The 26001-nt window shown below is 34.9% G+C and carries 36 protein-coding genes; 24 read left to right on the plus strand and 12 right to left on the minus strand.

The features are described 5' to 3' along the window. Positions 1-5 precede the first annotated feature (5 nt). The gene (locus ABM34_RS01215) at positions 6-557 is read right to left on the minus strand and encodes a LemA family protein (RefSeq protein ID WP_048702585.1); all 552 of its coding nucleotides are present in this window, start codon (positions 555-557) and stop codon (positions 6-8) included. A gap of 267 nt (positions 558-824) precedes the next feature. Between ABM34_RS01215 and ABM34_RS01220 the strand changes: the two genes are divergently transcribed. Both ABM34_RS01220 and ABM34_RS01225 read left to right on the plus strand, forming a co-directional pair. Next, on the plus strand, positions 825-1937 hold the full coding sequence (locus tag ABM34_RS01220) for a serine hydrolase domain-containing protein (RefSeq protein ID WP_232298605.1): 1113 nt from the start codon (positions 825-827) through the stop codon (positions 1935-1937). A gap of 113 nt (positions 1938-2050) precedes the next feature. Next, entirely contained in the window at positions 2051-2341 is a 291-nt protein-coding gene (locus ABM34_RS01225) for a hypothetical protein (protein WP_048702587.1), read from the plus strand. 348 nt (positions 2342-2689) lie between these two features. On the opposite strand, the gene ABM34_RS01230 is transcribed toward ABM34_RS01225, so the two are convergent. From ABM34_RS01230 to ABM34_RS01245, 4 genes are all read right to left on the minus strand, one after another. Beyond that, positions 2690-4432 (minus strand): ArnT family glycosyltransferase, encoded by a 1743-nt coding sequence (locus ABM34_RS01230; protein WP_048702588.1) that lies wholly within the window; start codon positions 4430-4432, stop codon positions 2690-2692. A gap of 21 nt (positions 4433-4453) precedes the next feature. Beyond that, positions 4454-5575, minus strand: a complete 1122-nt coding sequence (locus ABM34_RS01235) for a glycosyltransferase family 2 protein (protein WP_048702589.1) — start codon at positions 5573-5575, stop codon at positions 4454-4456. A 312-nt stretch (positions 5576-5887) separates the two neighbouring features. Further along, positions 5888-7624, minus strand: coding sequence for an ArnT family glycosyltransferase (locus tag ABM34_RS01240; RefSeq protein WP_048702591.1), 1737 nt, complete (start codon positions 7622-7624; stop codon positions 5888-5890). Between the two features lie 16 nt (positions 7625-7640). After that, positions 7641-8927 (minus strand): glycosyltransferase family 2 protein, encoded by a 1287-nt coding sequence (locus ABM34_RS01245; RefSeq protein ID WP_048702592.1) that lies wholly within the window; start codon positions 8925-8927, stop codon positions 7641-7643. Positions 8928-9732: 805 nt separating this feature from the next. On the opposite strand from ABM34_RS01245, the gene ABM34_RS01250 reads away from it, so the two are divergent. Further along, positions 9733-10002, plus strand: a complete 270-nt coding sequence (locus ABM34_RS01250) for a hypothetical protein (RefSeq protein WP_048702594.1) — start codon at positions 9733-9735, stop codon at positions 10000-10002. Between the two features lie 93 nt (positions 10003-10095). Continuing rightward, on the plus strand, positions 10096-10749 hold the full coding sequence (locus ABM34_RS01255) for a TVP38/TMEM64 family protein (RefSeq protein WP_048702595.1): 654 nt from the start codon (positions 10096-10098) through the stop codon (positions 10747-10749). Positions 10750-10896: 147 nt separating this feature from the next. Here the strand turns inward: ABM34_RS01255 and ABM34_RS01260 are convergent, their stop codons facing one another. The 4 genes from ABM34_RS01260 to ABM34_RS01275 all read right to left on the minus strand — a co-directional run bounded on the left by ABM34_RS01260 (position 10897) and on the right by ABM34_RS01275 (position 14063). Then, positions 10897-12033, minus strand: coding sequence for a site-specific integrase (locus tag ABM34_RS01260; RefSeq protein ID WP_048702596.1), 1137 nt, complete (start codon positions 12031-12033; stop codon positions 10897-10899). Positions 12034-12103: 70 nt separating this feature from the next. Further along, positions 12104-13264 carry an Ltp family lipoprotein gene (locus ABM34_RS13380; protein WP_232298606.1) on the minus strand — a complete coding sequence of 387 codons (1161 nt, stop codon included), beginning with the start codon at positions 13262-13264 and terminating at the stop codon, positions 12104-12106. 61 nt (positions 13265-13325) lie between these two features. After that, on the minus strand, positions 13326-13724 hold the full coding sequence (locus ABM34_RS01270) for a M48 family metalloprotease (protein WP_048702597.1): 399 nt from the start codon (positions 13722-13724) through the stop codon (positions 13326-13328). Between the two features lie 3 nt (positions 13725-13727). Continuing rightward, positions 13728-14063, minus strand: coding sequence for a helix-turn-helix domain-containing protein (locus ABM34_RS01275; RefSeq protein WP_048702598.1), 336 nt, complete (start codon positions 14061-14063; stop codon positions 13728-13730). A gap of 257 nt (positions 14064-14320) precedes the next feature. Here ABM34_RS01275 and ABM34_RS01280 point away from each other — a divergent pair, with 257 nt between their 5' ends. Continuing rightward, positions 14321-14500: a hypothetical protein gene (locus ABM34_RS01280; protein WP_048702599.1), complete on the plus strand. Its 180-nt coding sequence runs from the start codon at positions 14321-14323 to the stop codon at positions 14498-14500. Here the strand turns inward: ABM34_RS01280 and ABM34_RS01285 are convergent. Next, positions 14493-14933 carry a hypothetical protein gene (locus ABM34_RS01285; RefSeq protein ID WP_048702600.1) on the minus strand — a complete coding sequence of 147 codons (441 nt, stop codon included), beginning with the start codon at positions 14931-14933 and terminating at the stop codon, positions 14493-14495. The genes ABM34_RS01280 and ABM34_RS01285 overlap by 8 nt on opposite strands. A gap of 63 nt (positions 14934-14996) precedes the next feature. On the opposite strand from ABM34_RS01285, the gene ABM34_RS01290 reads away from it, so the two are divergent. Further along, positions 14997-15200, plus strand: a complete 204-nt coding sequence (locus ABM34_RS01290; protein WP_048702601.1) for a helix-turn-helix domain-containing protein — start codon at positions 14997-14999, stop codon at positions 15198-15200. Between the two features lie 33 nt (positions 15201-15233). Further along, positions 15234-15965 carry a phage antirepressor KilAC domain-containing protein gene (locus ABM34_RS01295; RefSeq protein ID WP_048702602.1) on the plus strand — a complete coding sequence of 244 codons (732 nt, stop codon included), beginning with the start codon at positions 15234-15236 and terminating at the stop codon, positions 15963-15965. Positions 15966-16198: 233 nt separating this feature from the next. On the opposite strand, the gene ABM34_RS01300 is transcribed toward ABM34_RS01295, so the two are convergent. Next, positions 16199-16591: a DUF2513 domain-containing protein gene (locus ABM34_RS01300; RefSeq protein ID WP_048702603.1), complete on the minus strand. Its 393-nt coding sequence runs from the start codon at positions 16589-16591 to the stop codon at positions 16199-16201. A 63-nt stretch (positions 16592-16654) separates the two neighbouring features. Between ABM34_RS01300 and ABM34_RS01305 the strand changes: the two genes are divergently transcribed. The 16 genes from ABM34_RS01305 (at position 16655) to ABM34_RS01370 (ending at position 24539) form a co-directional block, all read left to right on the plus strand. Continuing rightward, complete coding sequence (locus ABM34_RS01305) at positions 16655-16858, plus strand: helix-turn-helix domain-containing protein (RefSeq protein WP_048702604.1); 204 nt, start codon at positions 16655-16657, stop codon at positions 16856-16858. A gap of 11 nt (positions 16859-16869) precedes the next feature. Next, positions 16870-17211 carry a DUF771 domain-containing protein gene (locus tag ABM34_RS01310; protein WP_048702605.1) on the plus strand — a complete coding sequence of 114 codons (342 nt, stop codon included), beginning with the start codon at positions 16870-16872 and terminating at the stop codon, positions 17209-17211. A gap of 12 nt (positions 17212-17223) precedes the next feature. Further along, a complete protein-coding gene (locus ABM34_RS13465) occupies positions 17224-17349 on the plus strand; it encodes a hypothetical protein (protein WP_257719941.1) in 126 nt (41 codons plus the stop codon). 11 nt (positions 17350-17360) lie between these two features. Beyond that, a complete protein-coding gene (locus ABM34_RS01315) occupies positions 17361-17666 on the plus strand; it encodes a hypothetical protein (RefSeq protein WP_048702606.1) in 306 nt (101 codons plus the stop codon). Further along, positions 17650-17856, plus strand: coding sequence for a helix-turn-helix domain-containing protein (locus tag ABM34_RS01320; RefSeq protein ID WP_048702607.1), 207 nt, complete (start codon positions 17650-17652; stop codon positions 17854-17856). The genes ABM34_RS01315 and ABM34_RS01320 overlap by 17 nt, the downstream gene beginning before the upstream one ends. Next, positions 17840-18016, plus strand: a complete 177-nt coding sequence (locus ABM34_RS13125; protein ID WP_157023180.1) for a hypothetical protein — start codon at positions 17840-17842, stop codon at positions 18014-18016. The genes ABM34_RS01320 and ABM34_RS13125 overlap by 17 nt, the downstream gene beginning before the upstream one ends. Then, positions 18001-18213: a hypothetical protein gene (locus ABM34_RS01325; protein ID WP_048702608.1), complete on the plus strand. Its 213-nt coding sequence runs from the start codon at positions 18001-18003 to the stop codon at positions 18211-18213. The genes ABM34_RS13125 and ABM34_RS01325 overlap by 16 nt, the downstream gene beginning before the upstream one ends. 2 nt (positions 18214-18215) lie before the next feature. Then, positions 18216-18407, plus strand: a complete 192-nt coding sequence (locus ABM34_RS01330; RefSeq protein ID WP_048702610.1) for a hypothetical protein — start codon at positions 18216-18218, stop codon at positions 18405-18407. A gap of 2 nt (positions 18408-18409) precedes the next feature. Further along, a complete protein-coding gene (locus tag ABM34_RS01335) occupies positions 18410-18889 on the plus strand; it encodes a siphovirus Gp157 family protein (protein WP_048702611.1) in 480 nt (159 codons plus the stop codon). Positions 18890-18892: 3 nt separating this feature from the next. Beyond that, on the plus strand, positions 18893-20263 hold the full coding sequence (locus tag ABM34_RS01340) for a DEAD/DEAH box helicase (RefSeq protein WP_083988240.1): 1371 nt from the start codon (positions 18893-18895) through the stop codon (positions 20261-20263). Then, positions 20260-20505: a hypothetical protein gene (locus ABM34_RS01345; RefSeq protein WP_048702613.1), complete on the plus strand. Its 246-nt coding sequence runs from the start codon at positions 20260-20262 to the stop codon at positions 20503-20505. The genes ABM34_RS01340 and ABM34_RS01345 overlap by 4 nt, the downstream gene beginning before the upstream one ends. Beyond that, positions 20506-21240: an AAA family ATPase gene (locus tag ABM34_RS01350; protein ID WP_048702614.1), complete on the plus strand. Its 735-nt coding sequence runs from the start codon at positions 20506-20508 to the stop codon at positions 21238-21240. Between the two features lie 2 nt (positions 21241-21242). Next, on the plus strand, positions 21243-21818 hold the full coding sequence (locus ABM34_RS01355) for a hypothetical protein (RefSeq protein WP_048702615.1): 576 nt from the start codon (positions 21243-21245) through the stop codon (positions 21816-21818). A 65-nt stretch (positions 21819-21883) separates the two neighbouring features. Further along, the gene (locus tag ABM34_RS01360) at positions 21884-22696 is read left to right on the plus strand and encodes a bifunctional DNA primase/polymerase (protein WP_048702616.1); all 813 of its coding nucleotides are present in this window, start codon (positions 21884-21886) and stop codon (positions 22694-22696) included. A 22-nt stretch (positions 22697-22718) separates the two neighbouring features. Beyond that, positions 22719-23927, plus strand: a complete 1209-nt coding sequence (locus ABM34_RS01365; protein WP_048706305.1) for a virulence-associated E family protein — start codon at positions 22719-22721, stop codon at positions 23925-23927. 273 nt (positions 23928-24200) lie between these two features. Next, entirely contained in the window at positions 24201-24539 is a 339-nt protein-coding gene (locus tag ABM34_RS01370; RefSeq protein WP_048702617.1) for a VRR-NUC domain-containing protein, read from the plus strand. 66 nt (positions 24540-24605) lie between these two features. Here the strand turns inward: ABM34_RS01370 and ABM34_RS01375 are convergent, their stop codons facing one another. Beyond that, complete coding sequence (locus ABM34_RS01375; RefSeq protein ID WP_048702618.1) at positions 24606-25013, minus strand: hypothetical protein; 408 nt, start codon at positions 25011-25013, stop codon at positions 24606-24608. Positions 25014-25281: 268 nt separating this feature from the next. Here ABM34_RS01375 and ABM34_RS01385 point away from each other — a divergent pair, with 268 nt between their 5' ends. Continuing rightward, a complete protein-coding gene (locus ABM34_RS01385) occupies positions 25282-25977 on the plus strand; it encodes an N-6 DNA methylase (protein WP_048702620.1) in 696 nt (231 codons plus the stop codon). Positions 25978-26001: the final 24 nt, after the last annotated feature.

Raw genomic sequence — 26001 nt, forward strand, 5'->3', positions numbered from 1 at the left:
CCTACTTAAAACTTAACTTTTGGAGCTTCTTTTTCAGTTTCAGGAACTGAAATGAAGTCGATTGCTTGGAACTTGTGAATTCCAGCAACGATGTTACGTGGGAAAGTTTCAATTGCTGTGTCATATTGTTGAACTTGACTATTATAAGCTTGACGAGCATATGAAATCTTGTTCTCTGTGTTAGATAATTCTTCCATCAAACTTTGGAATTCTTGGTTAGCCTTCAAATCAGGATAACTTTCAGATAGGGCAAAAACTTGTCTCAAAGCACCAGTTAATGCGTTGTCTGCAGCAGCTTTTTCTTGTTGTGAGTTGGCGCTGACAACTTGGTTTCTTGATTGAACAACTTTATTCAATGTATCTTTTTCATGAGCTGCATAACCTTTGACAGTTTCGACAAGGTTAGGAATCAAGTCAGTACGACGTTTGAGTTGTACATCAATCTGTGAACTGAATTCTTTGGCACGGTTACGATATCTAACCAAACCGTTGTACATTGATACATAGGCGATGATTAGTAAAACTAATATAACAATAATTATTATTGTTGCGGTCATTGTATTCTCCTTTGAATTTGTTGCATTCATTTTACCATATAACCTAAATTTAATATCAAAACTGTCTTGAGCAGTTAAAAAATAATTTCCCATTTTTAGTTATAAATATTTTGTTTTATTTTATGATGAAAAAACTATCGAAAATTAATTCAAATAAAATTTCCAAGCAAGATACAATCTAATCAAAGAGGATAGTTATAGTATGATTTTTATTCAAGTATCATTATTATTTGACACGAGAAAATTTTATAGCTAAGGGTGTTGGTTATGAAAAAAAGTATAAGAGTTACTTCAGTATTAGTGAGTGTATTAATCGTATTAATGCCATTTATAGTTCAACAAAATGTTTTGGCAGACTCGTCTACTGAACTGTCTGGACAACCAGAGATTGTCGACAATGATCAAGTTGATTTTGATAGTGAGATTGATGGAATGCTCCAGAAGAATAACTTTTGCGGATCAATTTTTGTAGTCAAAGGTGGAAAGACCATTTATTCGAAAAATGTCGGTGATGCTAATTATAAAGAACAGCTAAAGAACCGTCAGAATAAGGCATATGAAATTGATTCCATTCAGAAAAGCTTAACCGCAGGACTAATTATGAAATTAGTTCAAGAACATAAATTAAGCTTGGATGATAAACTATCAAAATTTTTACCTGAAGTACCTGGTAGTAACCAAATAACTTTGAGAATGATGTTGGATATGACGTCTGGATTGGTCTTACCAAATGATGGACCATCAAGTGTAATGCCTGATGACCGTTTGGTCGATTTTGATACACATGAGGTTACTTTTTCAAAATCGATGTTGAACAAGTGGCAATATTCACCAATCAACTTCGTATTTTTGGCCAGAATTGTCGAAATGGTTACACATAAGACTTATAAACACGTATTCACTAAGGAATATATTGATAAGCTTCATTTAAAACACACAGTATTTGCATTCGGACCTAGTCACGGAGTTGAAAAAGCTCAAGGGTATACAAATCGCGATCCACTTTCACCAAGACTAAATTACAACAATCCTTATATGACTCAACCTTGGGAGACTAGAGACGAAATGGGTACTGGTCAAGTATTTATGTCACCAGAAGATTTATACAAGGCTGAAAAATATTTGGTATCAGGAAAATTCTTAACAAAGGAATCACGTGATGTGCTCTTCACCCCCGGTAGTATCAGTACTTACGGTGGTGGATTTTATAATAATCATAACAGTCACCAATCAAATGGATGGGGTTATGGATATCAATCGGTAATTCATATTTCAGATGATGGAAAGACTGCGGTTGTAGTGATGAGCAACTATCAGCGACTTGCAAATAATATCAAACCAATGGCAAGACAGATTTATTCAATGGTCTTAACTGATTAAAAAATTGAATTTACATTTGAAGATTTCTTGAGTATCATTTTAAGTAATGTTCGATTTTTGTTTGATTAAGCAAACGTATGTTCGTATAATAATTTTTGATAGGGGTGTTATTTATGAACAAGGTGATACTTAACGATTTTATTTCTGAATTCAAAAAAGGCTACGATGCGACTACTTTTAATAGTCTGGAAGTAGTAAATAACGATTCTTTGGATCAATCTTCAATATTTATTAAACAAAATGGCGGAATTCATAACGAATTCAAAAAGATTTATTCTATTTCACCAATGAACACAAACACGGTGGATGGGATTTTGAGTGAAGCTTCTAAAAAATTGCCGTTCGATGGATATTACATTCGCGAAAAATCAAGTGAACTTGACACAAATTATGTAAAATTTTGAATAAAATAGCGTTATCATTCCCGCTATAATAAGGTTTATAACATTGTTTATATTTTTTGTTACGTTTTCATTATATTTAAATTATTTTATTTAAAAGTAGGCTAAAAATGTAGACATATATTTCTAAAATAGCGATAATGGTTATAGATAAATGAGATTCATTTATCAAAGAATCATAGTTTTAGGTAGTACAGGTTATACCTTTTTACCAACACAAAAACTCCCCTATTCATGTACATGGACAGGGGAGTTTTTGTATAATCAATTAATTCTGCAATTCAATATATCTACGAAGTTTCCATGAGAAAATGAATTATCCTAAAAGAGCGCAATTGCGTATTATTCACACTAAATCGTTAAGTTTAAGTTCAGCTTATGACCTCGTTCGGTAAGCAGCTTGATTCCTAATCCCAAAATCAAAACTAGTGGAAGATATAAGATTGTGTGGTATCGACCTTGGACTTCAAAAATCATTGATCCAATAATAAATCCGTCTAGCAATAATGAGAGGTAGAACAATTTGTTTTGCATTGCTACCGAATCTGGGATAATTGGCGCAAACAATAAGATAAAACTCATAGTTATTATGCAAAGTACTAGTATGAATTCAAAGAAAATAACTGAAAGGGTTACTAGTGACTGTTTCATTGAATAGAAATTGCCTGTATGTTTATTCCCTTTGGCAGTATTGTACAAAAGCCAATTATAGCCGTAGTTTTCAGCTGAGAAAGCCGTGTATTTTTGATCTAAGAAAATTCCCCAATGACCACTATGATTCAGGGTACTAACATTTTGATTGATTTGACGATTCAAATCTGCGTTGATATGGGTTTCCATCTGATGTGGATCAGGGTATTTTTTATAATTCTTTTCCATGATTCCGTATATTTCTTTATTGTACGCACCATCGGTTGAAGGAGAGGTTCCCGTCGCCAAACTGTACTTATTCAAGTTATTGTTAGAACCAATTTGCATTCCATAAAGTCCTGAATAGACATTTGCTGATAGTGAGCTAAAAATAAAGAAAACGGCCATGAATCCTAAGAAAAATGAATATCTCTTTAGACGCAAAGTCGGTGACACTCTTCTTGTATCTCGTCTAAATAGCAAGAAGAGTAATCCTGCAACGAGCCAAATTGCGATTGTAGGTCGTACCATGTATGCCAGTATCGCTAAGATAAACATTGTTAATGTATTGGTCAGCCATCTTTGATTAGTCGTGTACTCATCGCGTTTCATGAAAGTGTCAAACGAAACAAGCAGGCCTAGTACGAAGGTTAGAAACATTGGTTCTGCACCATTCAGGATACTGTACATAAAATAGGCAGGTATCAATGAGAAAATTAAAGCAGAAAAGATTCCTGCTTGTTTATTAATTATTGACGCGGACAATTTATAAATAAGTAGTGCGTCAAAAAAGGTAAAAGCGATGTTGATTAATTGTGAGGTTACAAAGTTAGTCCCAATTAATGAATAAGGAATTGAATATAGGAAGGCGATATTTAGAACGTGTGGCCAAGATGAATTAATTCCCACTAAATGCCGAGTCCAAGGTATTCCTGAAGCTCTGGCGTAAGCTAAATAATGATAATTCCAATAATCAGAAGTTGGTCCAATTTGATAGGTTAGAACAATGAAAACTTTTACCAATTCTATTGCTAAAAGAACTAAAACTAAAAAGACAAATGATTTGTTGCTCATGTAAGATGCTGTTAAATATGAAAATCCAAATAATAAGACACTGACTAAGGTCATTGTGAAAATAGGTAGTCCTAAATGGCCTGTCATATCAGAACCTTTCCAACTAGCAACTACCATAAATATTAACAAGAAGATTGAAACCAAAATAGCAACGTACTGTCCTATTTTTTTAATTTGATCCCTGGTTGCATCTTCAAAAAAGTGGATATGCAGACTTTCCCTGGTTGGGGCGGAATTGCTTTGGTGTTTACCACTGCGGGTATTAATTCCAAAACCTGGTGATAATGCAGCACTTACTGAACTGTTTCTTTGATGACGATAATGTTTTCTAGAACTCTCGCGAGTGAGTTGGCGGTTAGTACGTGAGTATTGATTGAACTGGTTGTTCATAAATCTCACCCCCTGTGGCAGTTATTGACCATGGACTGTTTTTACCCATGAATTCTTTCCAGTAATCATGTAAGCAAAAGCAACGTATGGAATAAAAGATAAAATGATGTTGTATAAAATACATTGCCATGCACGAAAAATACAGCGAGTTAGCGACAGGCCATGTGAATTTTGATAGTACTCAACAGCCATTATTAACCAGATAATGAGAGTGAAGACAATAACGATTGAAAAAACAATCATAACTGGAACTGATTTTCTCAAAAACACGTTTCCAAGTTGGACTGCGATTGATGAGATGTTGGCGAAGTTAAGTAGCATACTAAAAAATGGTAGTATCAAGAATAATGACAAGTCGATTTTTACACCAGTATTTATGTTGGGTGCATGTATGATACGGCTCAAGTATTTGACAAAGCATTGCATAGATCCTTGACACCATCTAATTCTTTGTCGGAGCAGTGGTTTAAAACTATTTACCGCTTCCTGATAAACAATTGCAGATGGCAAAAATATTGCTCGGTAGTCTTTGAATAATCCTCTAACCGTAAACTCAAAGTCCTCAAGTAACGAGTTTCCCCAACGGACAGACTGTGCCATTTCTAAAGTTAAAAATTGGCCATTACCACTGGCAATGGCTTGACCCAAACGATTTCTACTTTCTTGCATGAAAGAGTTGGCACCTAAAAATTCGGTGTCTTGCATTTTTGACCACCAGTTATATTCGCGTCTATTCATTCCGACAGCGCTTTGAACCATGGCCACATCGTTGTTTTCAAAAGTACCAATAATATCGGTCATATCTTTGGCTGACATAAACCCGTCAGCGTCGATAATTCCAATGATGGTGTGTTGTTCATCCATCTGGTTTGGTAGATTTGAAATATAATCTAAACCGTAGTTTAGTGAAGCACCTTTACCTTGTTGTGCATTTGGAAACTGTCTTGCTAAGACGTAAACGTTTGTGCGAATGCCCATGGTCGCTTCACGGATGGTGTGAAGGTTGCCCAAGGTATTATCTGTAGATGCATCGTCAATTAAAACGATGTTTGGTGTGATAGTTTGATCGATGTTGTTCAACTCATTAATTAAATTGTTGACGTAGGAAAATATGGTGTTTTCTTCATTCAATAATGGAACCATTATGAACAAATTATATCGAGTCTCACGTTTAGTACTATTTACATTCCTGACTCTTTCAAAGTTAAAAATGAAAAACCATAATAGGTAACAAACAAATGTCGTTAAGGAGAGGATGAGTAGAACATTTGTAAAGATCACTATTATTTTTACCCCCTTAAAAATTGATATATCACATGATAATTCATCGTTATTATTTTACTCTTAGAGTGAAGAATTAACTATACCTTTTTACAAAATAAATTGTTATTATATACAAAAAAATTACAGTAAAAAAATGCTTCGATTTGATTTTCTCAAATCGAAGCATTTTTATTATAGTAAAACTGTTAATTTCTTTCTACGTTCGCCCAGAATTTTGGCTCCAGCACCTAGGATGAGTACCAGAGGTATGTAAAGAATTACATGGTATCTACCTTGGACTTCGAATAACATTGATCCCAGGATAAATCCATCTAATAGAAGGGACAAGTAGAAAATATGATTGATAGTCTGCATACGATTTTCAATTTTCCTTCTGAAGAATAAAATCAAACTCATAATTACTATGCTTATGATAATCATAAATTCTAAGAAAATAGATGAGAATGCAACTAAAGCATTTCTGCTCGACATATAGGCTTTTTTATATGGATTCTTATTCCAAGTATTGAATAAGATCCAATTGTAGCCGTAGTTCTCATTTGAAAATGCAGCATATTTATCGCTTAAAAATGGCAACCATCCGTTAGACTTATTTAACTGAGTCACGTTGGCTTTAACTTGCTTGTTCATATCGGTGGTTGCTTTTTTATTTAGTTCAGCTGTGGAGGTTGATTCCTTCAAATCATTACTTAACTTGTTGTAATACTTTCCATTATATTGGCCGTGGGTTGAAACTGAAGTTCCCGTTGCTAAACTGTATCTGTCATTAACTGAATTGTTCAAGAAAGGCAGTTTGTACATTTGTGAGAATAAGCTAGTTGAAAAGATACTGAACAACATAAATACTGCTGCAAATCCCACGAAGTAGGCGAGTCGTTTGAATTTAAATTTTCTATCCAATTTGTAGGGATATCTAATGAAGAATAAGTAAATCAATCCTGCGACTATCCAAATTCCAATTGTCGGACGTATCATGTAAGTGATAATTGAGAGAATTGCTAAGTTACGAAAACTTGCTACCCATTCACCTGTCGTAGTGCCGTTGTCGTGCTGTATGAAGGTGATGAATGCACACATCATACCTAGGAATGCGGTGATAAACATTGGTTCGGCGCCATTTAAGGTTGAATATAGGAAGTAAGCAGGTATTAGAGAAAAGATTAATCCCGCAAAAATTCCAGCTTGCTGATTGAAAATTTTTGTTCCTAATTTGTAAATTAGAATTGCATCAAACAAGGTTAAGACAATATTTAAAATTTGTGATGTTACAAAGTTCGTTCCTACGATGGAGTAGGGGATTGAAAAGAGCATTGCAATGTTTAAAACATGTGGGAAATATAAGTTAGTCCCAATCAATTTCTTAGACCAATCTAGTCCTGAGGCTTTGACGAATGCAAAATAGTGATAATTAAAGAAATCTGAAGTGGGATGTAATGCATACATACTAATAAATACTATTTTTAGTAACGCAATAATTAGTAATACACTTACAAATATAACAAAGGATTGTTTTCGGATACGGTTAGAAAGTAGATATGATCCTACGAATAATCCCAGTGTGATAAGTACAAAGGAAACGATGACCCAGTAATTTTTAGTTATATAAGTATTCGTTGACCAAACTGCAATTGACATCAAAATCAACAGTGCAATAGATGAAATGATACTAATTGATTGCGCAATTAATTTCAGAGATTGAACCAAACTATTGCTACGAACCAATGGAATTGACTGTTCTTTTGTTTGTGTTCTACTCTTCTTATTTGTTCCTGGAATATTTATTGTAGTTCGTTTTTGTGGTATTCCTAAGGGACTTATTAATCTGTTGCGGACGGTCCGTTTACGAAAACGATAACGTTTGTATCTTGAATTTACATTATGTGGATAGTGAGCTTCTGGACGGTTCATAAATTCTACCTCCAGTCTAATTTGATGCTTTTACGGTCTGACCATGAGAAGTTTTGTCCCACTTTACTCTACCCATCATTAGGTATGTGAATGCGAAGTAGGGAATGAATGAAAGAATGTAATTGTAAATAATACATTCCCAGGATCTGATTACGCACCGAAAGAGTGAGAACCGGTCAGTATTTTGGTGATATTCCAATGCCATAAGTAACCAGACAAAAAGTGTAAATAATAAAACGGTTAGAAATACGATTACCACAGGCAATGGTTTTTGATTGAATATATTGTTGAATTGTAGAATTGCAGAAAAACTGTTTGCGACATTTAGAACCATACTGAAAAATGGAAGAGTTAAGAATAATAACATGTCCATTTTGATAGTATTTTTTATAAATGGTGATTTTAAAATTTTTCCAGAATATTTGATCCAACATTGCATTGAGCCTTGGCACCAGCGGATACGTTGTTTGAATAAGGGATGTGCTTTTCTAACAGCTTCCTGATAAACAATCGCTTGTGAGATAAAAATTGTTTTGAATCCTTTGAGTAGTCCTCTAATTGTAAATTCGAAATCCTCAAGTAGAGAATTACCCCAACGAACTGAGTCTGCCATTTTTAGTGTTGTGAATTGTCCATTCCCACAAGCAATCGCTTGACCTAATTTGTTACGACTTTCTTGCATGAACGAATTGGCTCCAAGAAATTCCATGTCTTGCATCTTGGATAACCAATTGTGAGAAGTGTTGTTCATCGAAACGGCTGTTTGAACCATTCCAACGTGATTATTTTGGAATGCTCCAATAACCATCTTCATATGCTCTGCCGAAATGAATCCATCAGCGTCGACAATTCCGACAATTGTATGCTGTGAGTCATAACTGGAAGGCAACTTAGTGATGAAGTCGATTCCATAATTTAATGCACTGCCTTTACCTTCACGTGCATGAGGAAGTTCACGGTTGAGTACATAAACCTTAGTATTTGGACTATAAACATCTTGTTGCACTTTATGAAGTCTGTTCAAAGTATCATCAGTCGAACCATCGTTTATGAGGACAATGTTCGTACTAATGTTGTCTTGAAGTTTATTTAATTCAAGAATCATAGTTTTAACGTAACTTGGAACGGTATCTTCTTCGTCTAGTAGAGGAATCATGATGAATAAGTCATATGGTGTTTGATCAACATCACATTTGACGTTTTTAACACGTTCGAGGTAGAAGACTGAGAACCATAACAAGTAAGACAAGAAAGTAACTAGTGAAACCAATAAAAGAATTTTAGTAAAAAGTATGATTTTCATCACCCTCAGTATTATATGTATAAGATTTTTATTTAATCCTAATTCAAATTTTTTATACAGAACTTAGGATTGAACTCATTCTATATTCGATTGAAGGTAAAAAAGTTTTGAAATTAATAAGTTGGGTTTATTAAAAATGAATATTATTGTAAGTTTATTTTTGTTAATTGATTATATTTGTATTTGGGGTGGTTATGTTTTAATATTGCTTTGATTTTGACCGTTATTTCGAGGATGTTCACTGCAGATGTCGAAGGAAAATTAATTTCCATCCGCAATTAATTGTTTGTAAGGTTATGGGTGCTTATTTTGTTAATTTACCGATATGAAGTTTAGAGAAAAAATTTCCAATAAAAAATGCCCTCTTTGATAAGAGGACTAGAAAATGTATTTTGGGGAGAAACACATGAAATAATATTTTGAAATTACAAACAAATTCTTAATAATGCTCTCAGTATGGATCAAACTTGAAAAAGTGTTGTTTTGAGAAAGGGAATTTCCTGATCTTCCTGAGAACACCTTGAATAATAGTCGTTATTGATTGAATGAGATTACTATTTTTGGTTAATACTTTTTACTGGGAATGATAAATTGGTGTTTATTAATGAGATTTGAGATTTTGAAACTGAATATACGCCATGATTTAAATTCACGATTTTATACAAGTTATTTTTACGAAAAATGAATAAAATAAATCTTATAGATATCATATTATTAGAGTGTAAATAAATTTAATAATATTATTTACTTAGGTGAAAGAAAACAATAATTTCAAACCGAAAACTTTGGATAAAGGAGTAGGACGATGATGATGAGAGAATCTGATCAATTCGTGAAAGCATTTACGAAAAACTATAACCAAGATAAATTCTTGAGGCTTCAAGTGGTTAGAAATACTGATAGATCCACTGTGACAATGTATATCGAGCAAAGTTCCGGCAAGATGATTTGTTGTAAGAAGTCACACAAAATATTTGTTATGAACTTATTGAGTGATCAAGAATTGAAAAGGTTTATGCATACTTGCATGAATAATTTACCAATTGCCACATATGATATGGATAATGTTGGCTAATTGATTATTAATATGATAATAATTCAGCGTACACTTTCGTGTGCGCTTTTTTAGTTATATGATTAAACATATCGTTAGAAGGGGGGCCGACTGATGACAAAATCAAAAAAACTAAGAATCATTATTGGAATTATCTTAGCAATTTTGGTACTTATTATTTGTGTGAGAGAATTCAAAACAATTCGGTCGGCCATGACGGCTTTTAACAGATTAGATTTTTTGAATGAATTAAGAGAACAAACTCCAACTGATGCCATATTATTGACGATTGTTCTAGCTGGGTTTTCCATAATACCAGGAGTTCCCGTATCCGTCGTCGAAATTTTAACAGGAGTAGTTTTTGGAGGGATAATCGGATCAATCATTAATTCAGTGGGGATTGTCCTGGGAAATTTGATAGCGCAAAGAATTTTTACCTATCTTCATGAAAAAGTTGATGCTAAGAATACTCCTAGAATTGTCAAAATGATTCGTCGAATTAAGTATCCTATGCTAGGTGTGATTATAGGTTATATGATTCCCATGATTCCTACCTCAGTTATCAGCTTAACGGCTACCGATATGAAACTAAAGAAGCATGAATTATTGACTGCAACTATACTCGGCAGTATTCCTATGGCAATTATTTATTCCTATGGTGGTAATGCACTGATTGAAAGTCATTTTACGATACTGGCACTATTGGTTATTGTAATTGCTGTCATGTTAGCAATAGTGTATTTTGTTACTAAAAAAATTAGTGATTAAAAAAAGCACCGTAAACTCAATGTTTACGGCGCTTTTTAGTTAATTGATTTGATACTTATCACCCGTATGGGAATGTTAAGGGGGCTGTAAATACTGATATTACGGTATTTCTAATCAGCTTGTGTGACATTTGTGTGACGTTATACATTACCCCAAATTTTCCGTTAATACATTAAGTGCTTTTTCTTCTTGTTGTAATTTTGCTTTTTGAAGTAAGTGAGAATAGGTGTTAAGCGTGATTGCTATATTCTTGTGTCCTAATCTTTGTGATACATAAGACACATCAACACCGTGTGAAATCAAAATTGAAGCATGTGTGTGCCTTAATCCATGAAAAGTAATGATATTGTCAGCATTAACATCAGGACTGCTTAGCTTGCCTCTAAGAGCTTTATTAGCTGCGTTATCTGAAATTATTTTGTGATTACTATTTAGGAATACTAAATTACGCTCATCTCGATATCCTTGTTTAATGAAAAGCTCCTGCTGTTGCTTTTTTAATTTTTTAAGTATAGAAATCAATTCTGTGGATATTTTAATTTCTCGCTCTGAGGTTTCTGTTTTTGTTTTTTTAAATGTTTGAGTTTGATCGTAGTTGAAGCCATGCTCAATGAATACCGTTTGCTTACGAAAGTGAACATTGTCCCAGGTCAATCCAGATACTTCACCAATACGACAACCAGTTAGCAGCGCAAATATGATTTCGTAATTGACAATTGCATGCATGTTTAAATTTTTCATGCAATTTTCTTTTAATCGTTTGGCTTCATCTTCGTTGATGTATTTTGCATCAGGTTTTTTACTTTTAATCTGTGAACTTATACTAACATTGTACGTAAAGTCACTGTATATTATTCGCTCTTCTACGGCGTCCTTTACCATTGCACGAATTATACTATTAAGTTTTGATACGCTTTCGCGAACATGATCCTTTCCATACTCGTTAAGCATGGTTTGATAATTCATTTTTGAAATATCTTTTAGTTTTGTTTCATGAAATGTCTTATTGATTAATTTAGGTATTTGACTATAAATATAATAACTGTGGGGTGTTATATGATCTTTCTTGTAGATCTTGATCCAGTGCCAAGCATAATCGGAAAAAGTAACATTTTCTTTTGATGTTATACCAGATTGTAACCCTTTAAGTTCAATTTCCTCGCCTGCTTTTTGGGCTTCTTTTTTTGTACCGAATCCACTTTTTGATGTTGAATGCTTTTTACCATTCTCATCCCGATACCAAACCCGATAAGACCATTTTGCTTTTCGTTTATATAGTTGCATAATCACACCTCCTAATTTTGGTAAAAATAAATAAGCCTACGGTGAGACTTGGATTCACTTTTGTAATTAATTAATCGTTTAAATGCTGGATTGCATAGTCAGCCTGCTCTTGAGTAAATTCTTCACCATATTGAGATGTTAATTGTTCTTGAATATCGTTAGGTGACATGCTCATTTTGTCTTGATAATCTTTAGCTTTTTTTAAAGCATTTTCATCCCAATTAACCTTTACATTATCAACCGCATATTGTGCAGCTTCAGCTGAAAAACCATCACCGAACTGTGAAGTAAGCTGGTCATAAATTCCTTGTTGTGACATATTCATAACTTTAGCATATCTATTAGCACGGCGTAGTGCTAACTTGTATTCTGTAGGAACTTTACCATTTGATGAAGATGAATCATTTGTTTCAGAATCTGAACTTTTTGCTGTATTAGATTTAATGTCTTTCTTCTTTTCATGATTAGGATTTTCAATAAAAATAGAGTCATCATTTTTAGTAGCTCTATTTTTCACTCTTGCAGAAAAATCATATTCCTTTTCTTTTTTATCATTTTCCCCTGTACCAGGCCCATTTAAAGTAGTAGCCCATTTACCATCAGATTTTACATGTAAAGTTTTAACTACAGAATAGTTCATATCAGGATCAGTAATTTTAATAGTTGAATGTGGTGAGGCAGTTCCACTCACTGAAACAGTATTATCATTACCATTATTTAAAGTAAGTGTTCCCACATCGTTAGCATTTTTTATATGGAACTTTGTATACGCAGAATCAGGTATATCACTTACCGAAACTTTTACTGAATTTGACTTTTTACCATTTTTTGAAGATACAATTTTATAATCAGTATTATTGTCTAAATTTTTAGCTGTAAAATTACCCTTATTATCTGCTTTTACGTTTATATTCTTATCGACTCCGTAAGTATCCTTTAGCGTGACCATTGCATTCGAAAGTGTTTTGCCGGTTAATATTCCTTTTTGACTAGTTCCGGTCAATTTTATATGTTTAGTATCTACAGATAAGAATGGCTTTGGATTAATAATCTCTTCTGCATTGGCTGTAATTCCTTTGAACAACGGGACAATCAAGATGATTGAAATAATTACTAAAGCAACAAACGGTATTTTATTGTTGTTTAATCCTTTGTAAAATTTTAAAAGTGCATAAGCAAGAATAGCAATGATAGCAACATCAAGTATCATTCCAAATATATTTAAACTCATAATTTCCTCCATAAATATATATTTAATCAGTATAAGCGTATCAGAAGGGATGTATTAAAAGCTAATTCATTACCATTTTCTTCTTTACTATATATTCATATCTTAGAGGAATACAGAATTGCTGTAGAAACATAATATAGCTATTGAAGTGGATATCATAATCTTTACAATATTGTAGTAGTAAATCTATGGCTACTTTATTAGCAGCACTTTCAGCATTAATTTTCCCCACACCAGACTTGTCATACATATAGCAAGAATCACCATTAAGCATATGACCAATCTCATGAGCTACCACCATTGGTAGTTCCTCTTGCTTGTACCAATTCGTATTAATAAACATCATGTTACGTTCTGGTATAGCTAAGGAAGGCCAATCAGAATCTATTCCATTAAGTAATTCGAATCCTATGTGATTATCTAGTGCGTAATTCAGTAAGTAAGTTGTAACATCACTCATATATTATTTTCCCCCATCTAAGATACGTCTAATCATTTCTAATTCCTCCGGTGGTATTTCTCTACCACCATAGCTCATGATAGTGTAGTCATCTTGCATAGCATCTTTAATATCTACTTTTTTAGATTTAGCGTTAATATCCGGATCATCCGTTTTACCCAATAGGTAGTCTACAGATACGTGTAAAACATTAGCAACCTTAGATAGGCTTTCAGTACTAGGCGTTTTAGTTTTCCAATGATATATGGAATTTGTGCCTAAGCCAGCTTTGTCATTTAGTTTTGTTAGGGAATACCCCTGTTCTTTTGAAACTTTTTTAATTCGTTCAAACGTTGTCATAACAATGTTCTCCGTAAGTTTGACGAATTTAATTAGCACAAATGCGTAAATACACTTGTAAAATTAGCATTTGTGCGCAATAATTAATTCATCAAGTAATTGAGCAACAAAAACAGACAACCACCGATACAATACTTTGGCGAGAATTGCGGTAGTAGTAGGTCTTTCATTGCTTATTTAGTATGTCTTCATATTAGCACCTGTGCTAATTAAGGTCAACAACTTGATGAACAAATAACAAAGAGGAGGTGAAAGATATGAATGATGAAGAATTTACTTTAGAAAGTTCCATATATGGAAGAGCATCAATGGAAATTGCTTTACAAAATGGAAACGAATTTATGGATCTAATAAAAAAAGCTCAGCAAGATTCTGCTGAACTTCAAAAAGATTTAGAAAGACTACAACATCTGAATCCTATTTTTAAAACTAAATAATTCCAACCGGACGCATAGTGCCGAGATAATCATAAAACTTGAAAACGGTTTTAGGCATATCAAGGAATTCAATATTTGTCACAAAAGGATCGATTGAAGGGTCGTCTAATGTTTTTACCAAATTGTTTAACTTCTCAAAGACAACTGGATAATTCGCGGAAACATCATTAAAACCAAACGGATCAAAACTTTCCTTAAAGGACCTATTCAGTTCTGGAAAGTTACTGCTGTTAATATTTTTAATCCAATCTGCAACAAAAAGTTTTCCTTTAGTTTCATTCACTGCTTTTGAGTTTTCTCGATTCTCAAAGCCTTCTGAACAAAAGACAATTTTTCTCTGATCGAATTCTATATCGGATTTGGAATTTTTCTGAATCCATGAAAGACCATATATAAAAATCTGAGACTGTTTCTCAGTTAATATCTTATCCATATTATTTCACCTCTAATATTTTGGGATAACTAAAGTATAACAACAGAAAGGAGATGTTTTTTTATGCCAGAAGAACAATTCGCAAAGGTAGCATATGACATTGAACGATCAATCAAAGTTGAATTATTGAATCGAGATATGACTCAAAAAGAATTAGCCGAACTAATTCATGCTAATCCACAACAATTGAATAGAGCTATTAAAGGCGACATGACACCCAAGTCACGTGAGTTACGTGAGCAAATTGAAAAAGTCCTCGGTATATAGGCAGTACGAATATAAAAAAAGGAGATGAATGAAATGAACAACTTAGTAATTATGAAAGATCAGCAAGCAGTGACTAGCAGTTTACAAGTTGCGGAAACGTTTGATAAAAGCCACAAGCATGTATTAAAGGCGATCGACAACTTAAAAGAGGGGGTGGCCGAAAATTGGGCAGACCTATTTTATGAAGATACATATATTCATCCTCAAAATAGACAACCATACCGCGTAATTTACATGAGCCGAGATGGTTTTACATTGCTAGCAATGGGATTCACAGGCAAGAAAGCTCTTAAATTCAAAATGCGATATATTGAAGCTTTTAACAAGATGGAGGATCAAATAAAAACTGGCGGTTTTAAAGTTCCGTCAACAATGGCCGAAGCTTTACGGTTAGCAGCCGACCAACAAGAACAGCTTGAACTAATGAAACCCAAAGCGATATTTGCAGATTCGGTAGCAACATCACATACCACTATCTTAGTTGGTGATCTTGCCAAAATCATCAAAGGAAATGGCGTTGATACAGGTGCAAGACGTTTATTCCAATGGATGAGAGATAACGGGTACTTAATCAAGCGTAAAGGCGCAGATTATAATTCTCCAACTCAAAAATCGATGGAAATGGGATTGTTCAAGATCAAGGAATCGAGCCACGTTAACGGTGATGGGGTAACTGTCGTTACTAAAACACCTAAGGTTACCGGTAAAGGACAACAATACTTCGTAAATAAATTTCTTGCAGATCAGCAGTTAAAAATCTTATAGACGTTTGATGAACAAATTAATGGATGGAGCAGGTGACCTATCAGTGAAAAGATACGATTTCATTTACTTTTATAAAAATTTTTTCAACCAATGGATACCGCTGAGCGTCGGTCATACTAACGACTTGTCTTTGGTTTTATGGAAGAAGAACAACGTAAAAGAAGACCTACAACGAGCGGGATGTAAGCCTTCAAAAAAAGTATTCATATATATAGACGGTCGGGTGTTTCTAGTTAAGGATTACCCATTTGATTCAAAATCATCTCGGCAATAACTTTTGATCCTATGTTTTCAATCAAAGAAATAGAAACAGACGCGAAATCTTTGGTGATGGATTTAGTTTTACTCCATACCTTATTATCACGAATTGTGTCTAAAAATTTATGACCATTCCAAGTAATCATGCCAGTACTAAATGAATAAATGTCACCGTTCACCCATTGAATAGATGACTTTAAGTAATTGGTTTCGTCTAACTTAGCAAGAACATATTTAATTGTATCCTTCTCGTAGTTGGATAATTCACTTGCTTCTAGAAATTCGTCTAGGAACAAGAATTTTCCAAAAACAGCTTTATCTTCAATATAAAGCATAACGTCACGAACACAATCCTGGTTTAAACGCATTATAATTTCACCTCGAATATATATGGATTGATTAAATTATATCAATAGAAAGGAGTTGATCGTATGCCAGAAGAAAAAATTGCAGAAGTTGCGTATGAATTAGAAAGTTCAATCAAGATTGCACTTATTAAAAATCATATTACACAACGAGAACTTGCAGAACAAATTAATGCTAATCCTCAACAACTCAATAGAGCAATCAAAGGTGACATGACACCTAAATCTAGAGAATTACGAAAGCAAATTGAAAAAATTCTTGGAATGTAGGAGGTATGAACATGCAAAAAATAACGGCAACTGTAGTAATGGAAATACCAGAAGATAAAGTGATCATCAGTAAAGCTGATTTCGAAGAATATCAAGCACTCAAAGATGACGATTACTGGTGGACTCCAAAAGATTTAAAGGACCATTACCACCACGATATCAATTGGTTCAAAGAGAAAGTTTTGTTTGTTCCTAGATATAAAAAAGAGCTTTCAACTGAATTCGGAGGCTGTGTTCATTATTCATCGAACGATCCTGTGGACGGTGAGAAATACAACGGTCGTTATTGGAGTTTTGAACCTGGTAGATTTAGAAAATTCATGAAGGAACACTTTGCTGAAATAAATCAATAGGAGGACAAAGTAATGATTTCTATACCAATAATCGTGTGGTTACCAGTTTTTACTGGAGTATTGACTGGTCTGATCACGTACTTATTTACTAAATACAAAACGTGGGAAAACATTAAGAAACATATTTTTGGATTCTAGGAGGTGAAAACATGAATTCTGAAGATGAAATTAAAGAATTAAAAAAGAAAGTTAGACATCTAGAAATGATGTTGACTTTTAGTCCAGAGATTATTGAATGTGGGGAATATCGCGATTGGGAACTAGTAAAAAAACACGGTGAACCAGTCAGCATGCCACATGAATATTCAGTAATTTTGTTAAAAAATAAACACCTAAAAATTATACCAAAGGATGTGATTATTATGCCAGGTTTTGATGAATGGCTACAAGATGAAACACGATACGGTTCACTAACTAGACCAGAGAGAGGTGATGGTAATGAACAACAGGATTAAAGAACTAAGAAGAGAACAATCTATAAAGCAGAAACAATTAGCTGAATATTTTCATGTCAGTCCTTCCACAATTCATGGCTGGGAGCGTGGAGATGTACCAATGTTGATTGATGACTTCCACACGCTTGCAATGATTTTTGATGTATCAATGGAATATTTAGGAGGTTATAGAGATGAACGCAATAGATAAGTTGACGGATGCCTATTATGCAAAATGTCAATGGGAAGAATTTAGGGACAGGATCGTTAAGAAAAAACTAACATACGGTACTGTTGTCCACGATTATTTCAAACTTGTGGACGAGATGAACCGTACTAAGGAGGAGTTAAAGCAATGGAACATGAATTAGATGTATTGATCGATAAAGCTATTGAATTCTACAAAGCTAGACACGCTTATAACTGGATGCCTACGAAGCGGAACAAAGCAGAGTACATTCAACAAGCTAACGAGTTGCACCAAATAAAAAAGTCCATCACCACGGCAATGGGGACGGACACAAATAAAATAAATATACATTCACAGTATAACACGGAGGAACGTTAAATATGAAGGAAGAAAAATTAGTATTAGAAAAACAACCAAAGGCACAAGAAAATTATTCAAAACCGGTATTTATTGATAGTGATCTCTATAAAAAAATTGTTGAATTGAAGGCCGAAACGGGTATGCCAATTCGGCAAATTATTAATCGATTTGTTGAATATTCAATCGAACATGTTGAAATCAAGGAGAGATAAAAATGGCCACATTATATGAATTAACTGGTAATTATAAAAAATTACTAGAGTATGCAGAGGATTCAGATCCAACACTGTATCACGACACAATGGACAGTATCACTGATGCCATTGAAGACAAAGCTGTCGGATACGCAAAGGTAGATAAGGAACTGGCAAAGGACGAAGTTGCACTAAAAGAAGAAGCACAACGCCTTAATGCACGGGCTCATGTCATTGCAAACAATCGCAAGCGACTAAAGGAGAACTTGCAAATTGCTATGGAAGAAACTTCCACGCCTAAGATCAAAACTCCAGAGTTTACTATCTACATTCAGAAAAACAATCCTTCAGTAAGCATTGTGGATGAGCATGACATTCCCGCTTATCTATTTGAAACCAAACAGGTTATGGATAAGAAAAGAATTTCGTCACTTTTAAAGGAAGGGAAAGACGTGCCAGGTGCTGAATTGAAAACTAGCTCGTCTGTAAGGATTAGATAAATATTGTTTGAGTTAAGACCGTACCAGCTCAAAACGATAAGCAATATTTATAAGTCTTTCGACCGTGGTAATCGTTCCATAATCGTTCAGCAACCGCCAAGAACGGGTAAAACGGTAATCATGGCTGAAATCGCTCGCCGTGCAACAGACAAGGGTAACCGTATTTTGTTTGTTGTCCACCGTAAAGAGATCGTTGACCAAGTGATATCTACATTCAAACAACAAGGCGTGAACATGCCATTGGCGAAAATTGGAATGGTACAAACCATAACAAGACACGTAGACAAGTTAAAACCACCATCAATAATTTTTGTTGATGAAGGGCACCACGTTAAAGCTAAAAGCTACATGAGAATACTTGATACGTTTCCTAATGCATTGAAATTACTTTTTACTGCCACGCCTTACCGTTTGGATGGTAGCGGGTTTGATGATGTGGCTGACGATTTGATACTTGGCAATACCATTAAAGACTTGATCAGTGATGGTTTCCTGGCACCAGTCGATTATTATGCACCAAAACAATTGGATGTTGATCAGCTGAAAGTAAAGCGCAACGGTGAATTTGATGAAAAATCTATCGCTAAGGCGTTCAAACCTAAGGTGTATGGAAACGCCGTGAAGACATTTCAGAAACTAGCAGGCGACAAACAGGCTATTGCATATGCCTACAACGTGGCTAGTGCTGAACGATTAGCGAAAGAATTAAATAATCATGGGATAACAGCCCGTTCAGTCAGTGGTAAAACACCAAAGGACGAGCGAGACCAGATAATTCAAGATTATCGAAACGGAAAGATACAGGTTGTAACCAATGCTGAATTATTTACCGAAGGGCTTGACCTTCCAAACGTGGATTGTGTAATTATGCTACGTCCCACACAGTCACTATCGTTGTACCTGCAATTCGCTATGCGGTGCATGAATCCACGTGAAGGCAAGACAGCTATCATTATCGACCACGTTGGCAATGTGAATAGGTTTGGACTTCCTACGGAAAACCGTGAATGGAAACTTGAGGGTTCAAAAAAAACGAACCGTAGCAATGACCGCAGTGATGTTAAATCAGTGACGGTATGTCCAAAGTGTTTCATGACGTTTTACCGCAAGGGTGATAAATGTCCTTTCTGTGGTGCTGAATTGACCGAGGAAAAGGAATTAGAAGTAGTAGAAGATGCCAAACTTGAAAAAGTTAAAGAGGAACGGTTAAGAAAAGCCCATATGATCATGAACAACAATCTAGCTGCCAAAGTAGCAGATAAGACGCCAAACCAATTGAAGAATATGGCAGAGATAAAAGCATTTGCTGAATTCAAGAATTACAAAAAAGGATGGATTTATTACTACGGAAAGAAAAGAGGATTTATCAAATGATGCGTAGTACAGAAGCGTTAATTGAGAATATAGAAAACCTTGGGTACAGGACCGAATATGGAACAAGTAATACGGAAAGACCAAATCAACAATTGTGGGTTTACAAAGGTCATTCGCCACTTCCAATTGCAAAGGTTTCGTTAATGCTTAATTGCCGTATAAATACGATGTTTAACGGCGTTGGAAGAGATGAAAAAGAACTCTTGAAATTACTATATGAATATTCAATTAGGAGGAAATAAATGACTATACTACCAAAGAACGAACCGCACCAACCACACAACACGCCTAGAAATTTCTTTATCTGGGGTGCAACCATGTCTGGTAAGAGTTACCTAGCTTCATACTTTCCAGACTCTATCGTATTTAGTACTGACGGTAATGAAAAGAATTCTGGTACTCGTCCTACTATTGCATTGCAAAACAAAGTTAACGCACAAGGAAAGATCACAGAATCAGTCATTGATATTTTAGATAAATATATTTTAGCTTTGCGGACGGAACAGCATTCATTCAAGACAGTAGTCATTGATGTTATTGAAGATGTGACTGTATTGATTGAGCAAGCAATATGCATGGAGAACAATGTTAAATCGTTGTCTGATATTCCGTACGGTAAAGGCTATTCAATGTTTAACTCAATGCTTCAAGAATTGGTTATCGATCTAAAGGCATTAAAAATGAACGTTGTTTATATCAGCCGTGAAGTAATGAGAACCGACTCGAACGATAACCCAGTACCCGCACCAGCGTTGAAAGATAAGTATTACAACGTGGTAAATGGTAACTGTGACATTGTTATTCGTACTCAACACTTAGGTACTCGATACATTCAAACAGTTACTGATATAAGACGCAAGTACAAACAATCTGAAATTGATGATCCACAGATTTTAAGAATTTTATCAGCAATACCAGGAGCATTAGTCAAAGACATGCCCGCACAAACACAAACAAATAATAAGGATGGTAAATAAATATGAGTTTAAGAGATAGAAAGAACGCACTAGAAGCACAAGGATTTGACCCAAAGAATGACAAAATCAATGGATACGAAGGACTACCAGCAGGCAAGTATCACATGCTAACAGAAGCAATTTCACCTTCTAAATTTGGTCAATTATCAGTTAGAGCACAAGTAATTGAAGGGGAACACAGTGGGCAAAATGAATTTATCAACGTTAGTTTAGATGAAACAAAGAGAAATGGTGAACCTTTACCAGATTTCATTATTGATAGAAATATTAAAACAATTGCGAGTTTGGCAGCAGTGCTAGGCGTAGCACTATCGGACGAAGCATGGGATGACATTCAAGAAATGGTTAACGAGTTCCAAAAAGGTGAAGGCAAACAATTCAATATGGATCTAACTCTTAAAGAAAACAAGAACAATCCTGCATATCCATACAAGACTTATGAATTTGAAGAAGTTAAAGAAGACCCATTTGAAGAGACGGCTCCTGAAATTAAAGATGAAGATTTACCATTTGGAAATGCACCAGCTCCAACAGATGCAGATGCACCCATCGATAAGAATGGCGAACGTCCATTCTAGCAGTTAATCAGTGCAGTATCACTTAAACATGCCAAATGGGTGGAATGCCCAAGCGGGGATGAAACATGAAAAATTTAGTTAATTATGCAGTGGCTTATGCTCACAAGGGTTTGAGCGTACTCCCTATGTTAAACAAAAAACCATTGATAAAGTTCGCTGATCAACCTGCATTGACTGAACCAGAGATTCGAGAGCTGTGGAAGAAATACCCGTTTGCACAGATTGCGATACGAACAACTGATTTTTTCGTTATCGATATCGATACAGCTGATGCACACGGTCATGACGGTTTTAAGTCTATTGATGAATACGAACACAAAGATTTGTTAATACCAACGTTAGAGCAGAGAACAGCAAGCGGTGGCAGGCAGTTGATTTATTTCAAACGTAACGATATTGAAGTATCTCAAAACATAGGCTGGTTACCAGGCGTTGACGTCAAGGCACATGTTAATAACTACATTGTTATAGCTCCAAGCGTTCACAAGGGCAAGCAATACGAATGGTTGAACCATAACCCAATTGTGACGCCTAGCCGTGAATTAATTGAATTAATTAATTGCAAGCCAGCAGGCAAGCAACGGTACAACGGACAAACGTATTCAACAGATAAAACCGCAACATCTGAATTGTTTGAAGAGATCGTAAACGGACTTGGCGAAACGGGCGGCAGGAACAACGCCCTAGCAAGTTTCATAGGTGGCCTGCTGTATCGGAATGTAGAAGTAGAAACAGCCCACCAGCTTGCGTTATTGGCTAATGACAATACTGAAAAATCATTATCGCCCAACGAGTTTGAAAGAACATTCGAGTCAATGGTAAAAAAAGAAATCAGAAGAAGGGAGGACGTACACAACATTGAGCAACAATTTAAGTGAGAACGCAAAAAAACTGCAGGAAATGCAGAGAAGTCAAAAAGTCGTTGAGATGCCATTAAATTTTTCATTGAACAAAGATGGAAAAATCAAGACTAACAGTCTCAAAAACATTGGTTTGATACTAGAACACGATAAGACGTTAAGAGCATTGTTTGCATTCAATGACTTCACTCATGAAATCGGAGTAGTTAAAGACGTCCCAGAACTTAGCATTGATAAAGGTCAAATGCTTGATGACTACGATCCATCAGTTCTTAGGTACATTGAGGACAAGTACGATTTATTTTTCAATCGCAATCTTCTACAGATGGCCATCACGAACGACGCCCGTAAAAGGCGATACAATCCTGTACGTGATTATTTCGACTTCGTATATACGGAGTGGGATGGAAAAGAACGTGTAGCCGATTTACTCCCAGATTTTCTGGGAGTTGAAAAATCAGACGTTACAACATTGATTACTAAGATTTTTTTCACTGGTGCCGTATCAAAAGTATACGAACCTGAAACGAAATTCGATTTCGTGCTTGATTTAGTAGGTGGACAGGGAGCAGGAAAAACAACCTTTTTGAAGAAGATGGCCCGCGAATGGTACACAGACCAGTTCACCGATTTTAAGGACAAGGATAATTTCAGTGTCATGTTACGTTCATTGATCGCTAACGATGATGAAATGACTGCCACGAATAGCAGTAGTTTCGAAGCACTGAAAAAATTTGTATCAGCACAAGAATTAGAATACAGACCGCCATACGGTCACGAGTCAATTCGATATGACAAGAACTTTGTTCTAGCAAGAACTACCAATGAAATGACATATCTGAAAGATCGAACAGGTGAGCGTAGATTTCTTCCTGTCAAAGTTAATGCAAGTAGACAAAAAAAGACCCCGTTCGATGATTTGAACGATGATCTTATCAATCAATTATGGGGCGAATTTGTTTCATATTATCAGCATGGATTTACATTTGGATTAACTAAGACACAAGAAGCTATCCTGTCTAAGCACCGTAAAGAATTTATGTATGTGGATGAAGTAGAAGCACAGATTGAAGAATTTTTGGAGAGCTATCCCGAAAAATTCGTAAGTAGCAAACAAATCGGTAAATATTTAGGTGAAGACAATCTTGTCAAGAATCGTAGATTATCTAAAAAGATAAAGTACGTGATGGATAACAAAGAGGGATGGAAGTACATAACATCTCCAAAAAGGGGTTACCGCAAAAATTAAGCACTAAAAAGCACTAACTAAGCACTAAAAAACGTCTTAGTGCTAAGTCCAAACCCCTACAGTACCAAGCTATATAGAGAACATTAAGCACTACAAGCACTAATTATTATTATTATTATTTAGGGTACCCTATATATACCCTATACAGGGGTAGGAAATTTTTAGTGCTTAGTGCTTAAAAACGAGGTTAATCCCTTGGGGCAGTAAAGAAAGTTAGTGCTTAATTTAGTGCTAAGTTAGTGCTTAATTAAGCACTAAAGAAAAGGAACATTAATGACTAAATCAGAAGCAGCGATTCAAAATGATATCCGTGTAGCTGTGGGCGCTCATGATTGTATGATTTTTAGAACAAACGTGGGTAAGGTCAGAACTGACACGGGTAGGTATTTTGATACGGGACTGCCACAAGGGCACCCCGATTTATATGGATTTAAATTTAACAACGGCGAAGTATTTTACATAGAAGTTAAAAATAAAAACGGACGGGCTCGTGAAGATCAAAAGCAGTTTCATTACATGCTAACCAATCACGGTATTATTCACGGCATAGCTCGAAGTCCAGAAGATGCATTAAAAATTATTGATGAGGAGTTGGTGGGGTATGGGTATTAACAGAAGTAATTTTATATATTTAATAACTATCGTTGTACTTGGTGCAATTATTGGCTATTTATGTACTTAGAATAAAGGGCGAACTAACCAGCCGATTATAATACCGATGATAGTAGAAATGATGCTGTTGATTATAGGATGAAGAACCATTTGCCTTAATGTCTTTATTGCAAGATATTTTCTTTCTTCGGCAATTTGTTGACCTTCTAATGTCAATATTATGTGGTGCTTTTCGCTTGAGATGTTAGTAGTTTTATTATTTTTATCGTCATCAACTTTACCGACCTCATACATTGGTGTTCCATCATCAAATTCAATATAACCGTCATTTTTCATATCTTTTAATATCGAATTTAACTGGTCAATGTTAAGTGTTTTAAATTTATTTAATACTTTGATTGAAGAGACTGATTTCTCAGGTTGAAGATATACGTATGACAATATTCTTTTAACGTAAAATTTTGAGTTTTCCATTTTTACCTCTGATAAGTTTTTAGACTTATTATACATGACACAAAAAATAAAAAGAGAGTTGGTGGGATATGGTTTCAGTGAATGATAAACAAGTCTACAAAAACTATATGCAATACATGTTTGAATGCCATGGCTGTTCAATTGAGAGCACGATTGTGTGGATGAGCAAACATTACGGAGAGACACCACAAATATTTAAAGCTGCCAAAAGAGAACTAACGGCAGAACAACGTAACGAAATTATACGGGAAATTTTAGGGGGTAGCGAATGTTAAAAACGGACACTATCAACGAACTAATAGGCGTTGATGATTCGTGGAAAGCACCAGAAAAATTTTTGTCTATTATGCTGGACAAGACTAAACGTACCGAGCTGTTTAAATCATTTTTAGCTTATGAAACTGATATGAGCTTTGATTGGTTTCATATGTACTTCCAAGATGAGGCAGCAGACCGCAAGAAAAAGAAACAGGATTTTACACCACAAAGTATTTCTAAGCTAATAAACAAACTAACTGACAATGATGATTCTGATATGTATTTCGAACCAGCTGCAGGAACTGGCGGTATTGTTATTGATCACTATTATCAGATGTGTACCAAACAATTGCCATGGGATTACAAGCCCAGCGAACACTACCATACGTTAGAAGAATTATCAGATAGAGCCATTCCATTTCTATTATTCAATATGGCGATTCGAGGAATGAACGCCACGGTGATTCAAATAGATAGCCTATCCAGAGAAAATTGTAAGGGAGTTTTCTTTATCCAAAACATTAAAGATGATGCACTGGCTTTCAGTGATATCAATATCATGCCGTATTCTGACATGGTCAAAAATGAATTCAAAATAAATAGTTGGAGTGATGAACGATACCCAGAACATATCGAGAACACCCTAGAGGAGGTATTTGATGAAAGAACTATCAAGTCAATTAAGCAACGATCATCTTTCAAATAATAAGGAGAATAATGATGAACGAAC

It is taken from the genome of Companilactobacillus ginsenosidimutans (assembly GCF_001050475.1).
GTDB lineage: Bacteria > Bacillota > Bacilli > Lactobacillales > Lactobacillaceae > Companilactobacillus > Companilactobacillus ginsenosidimutans.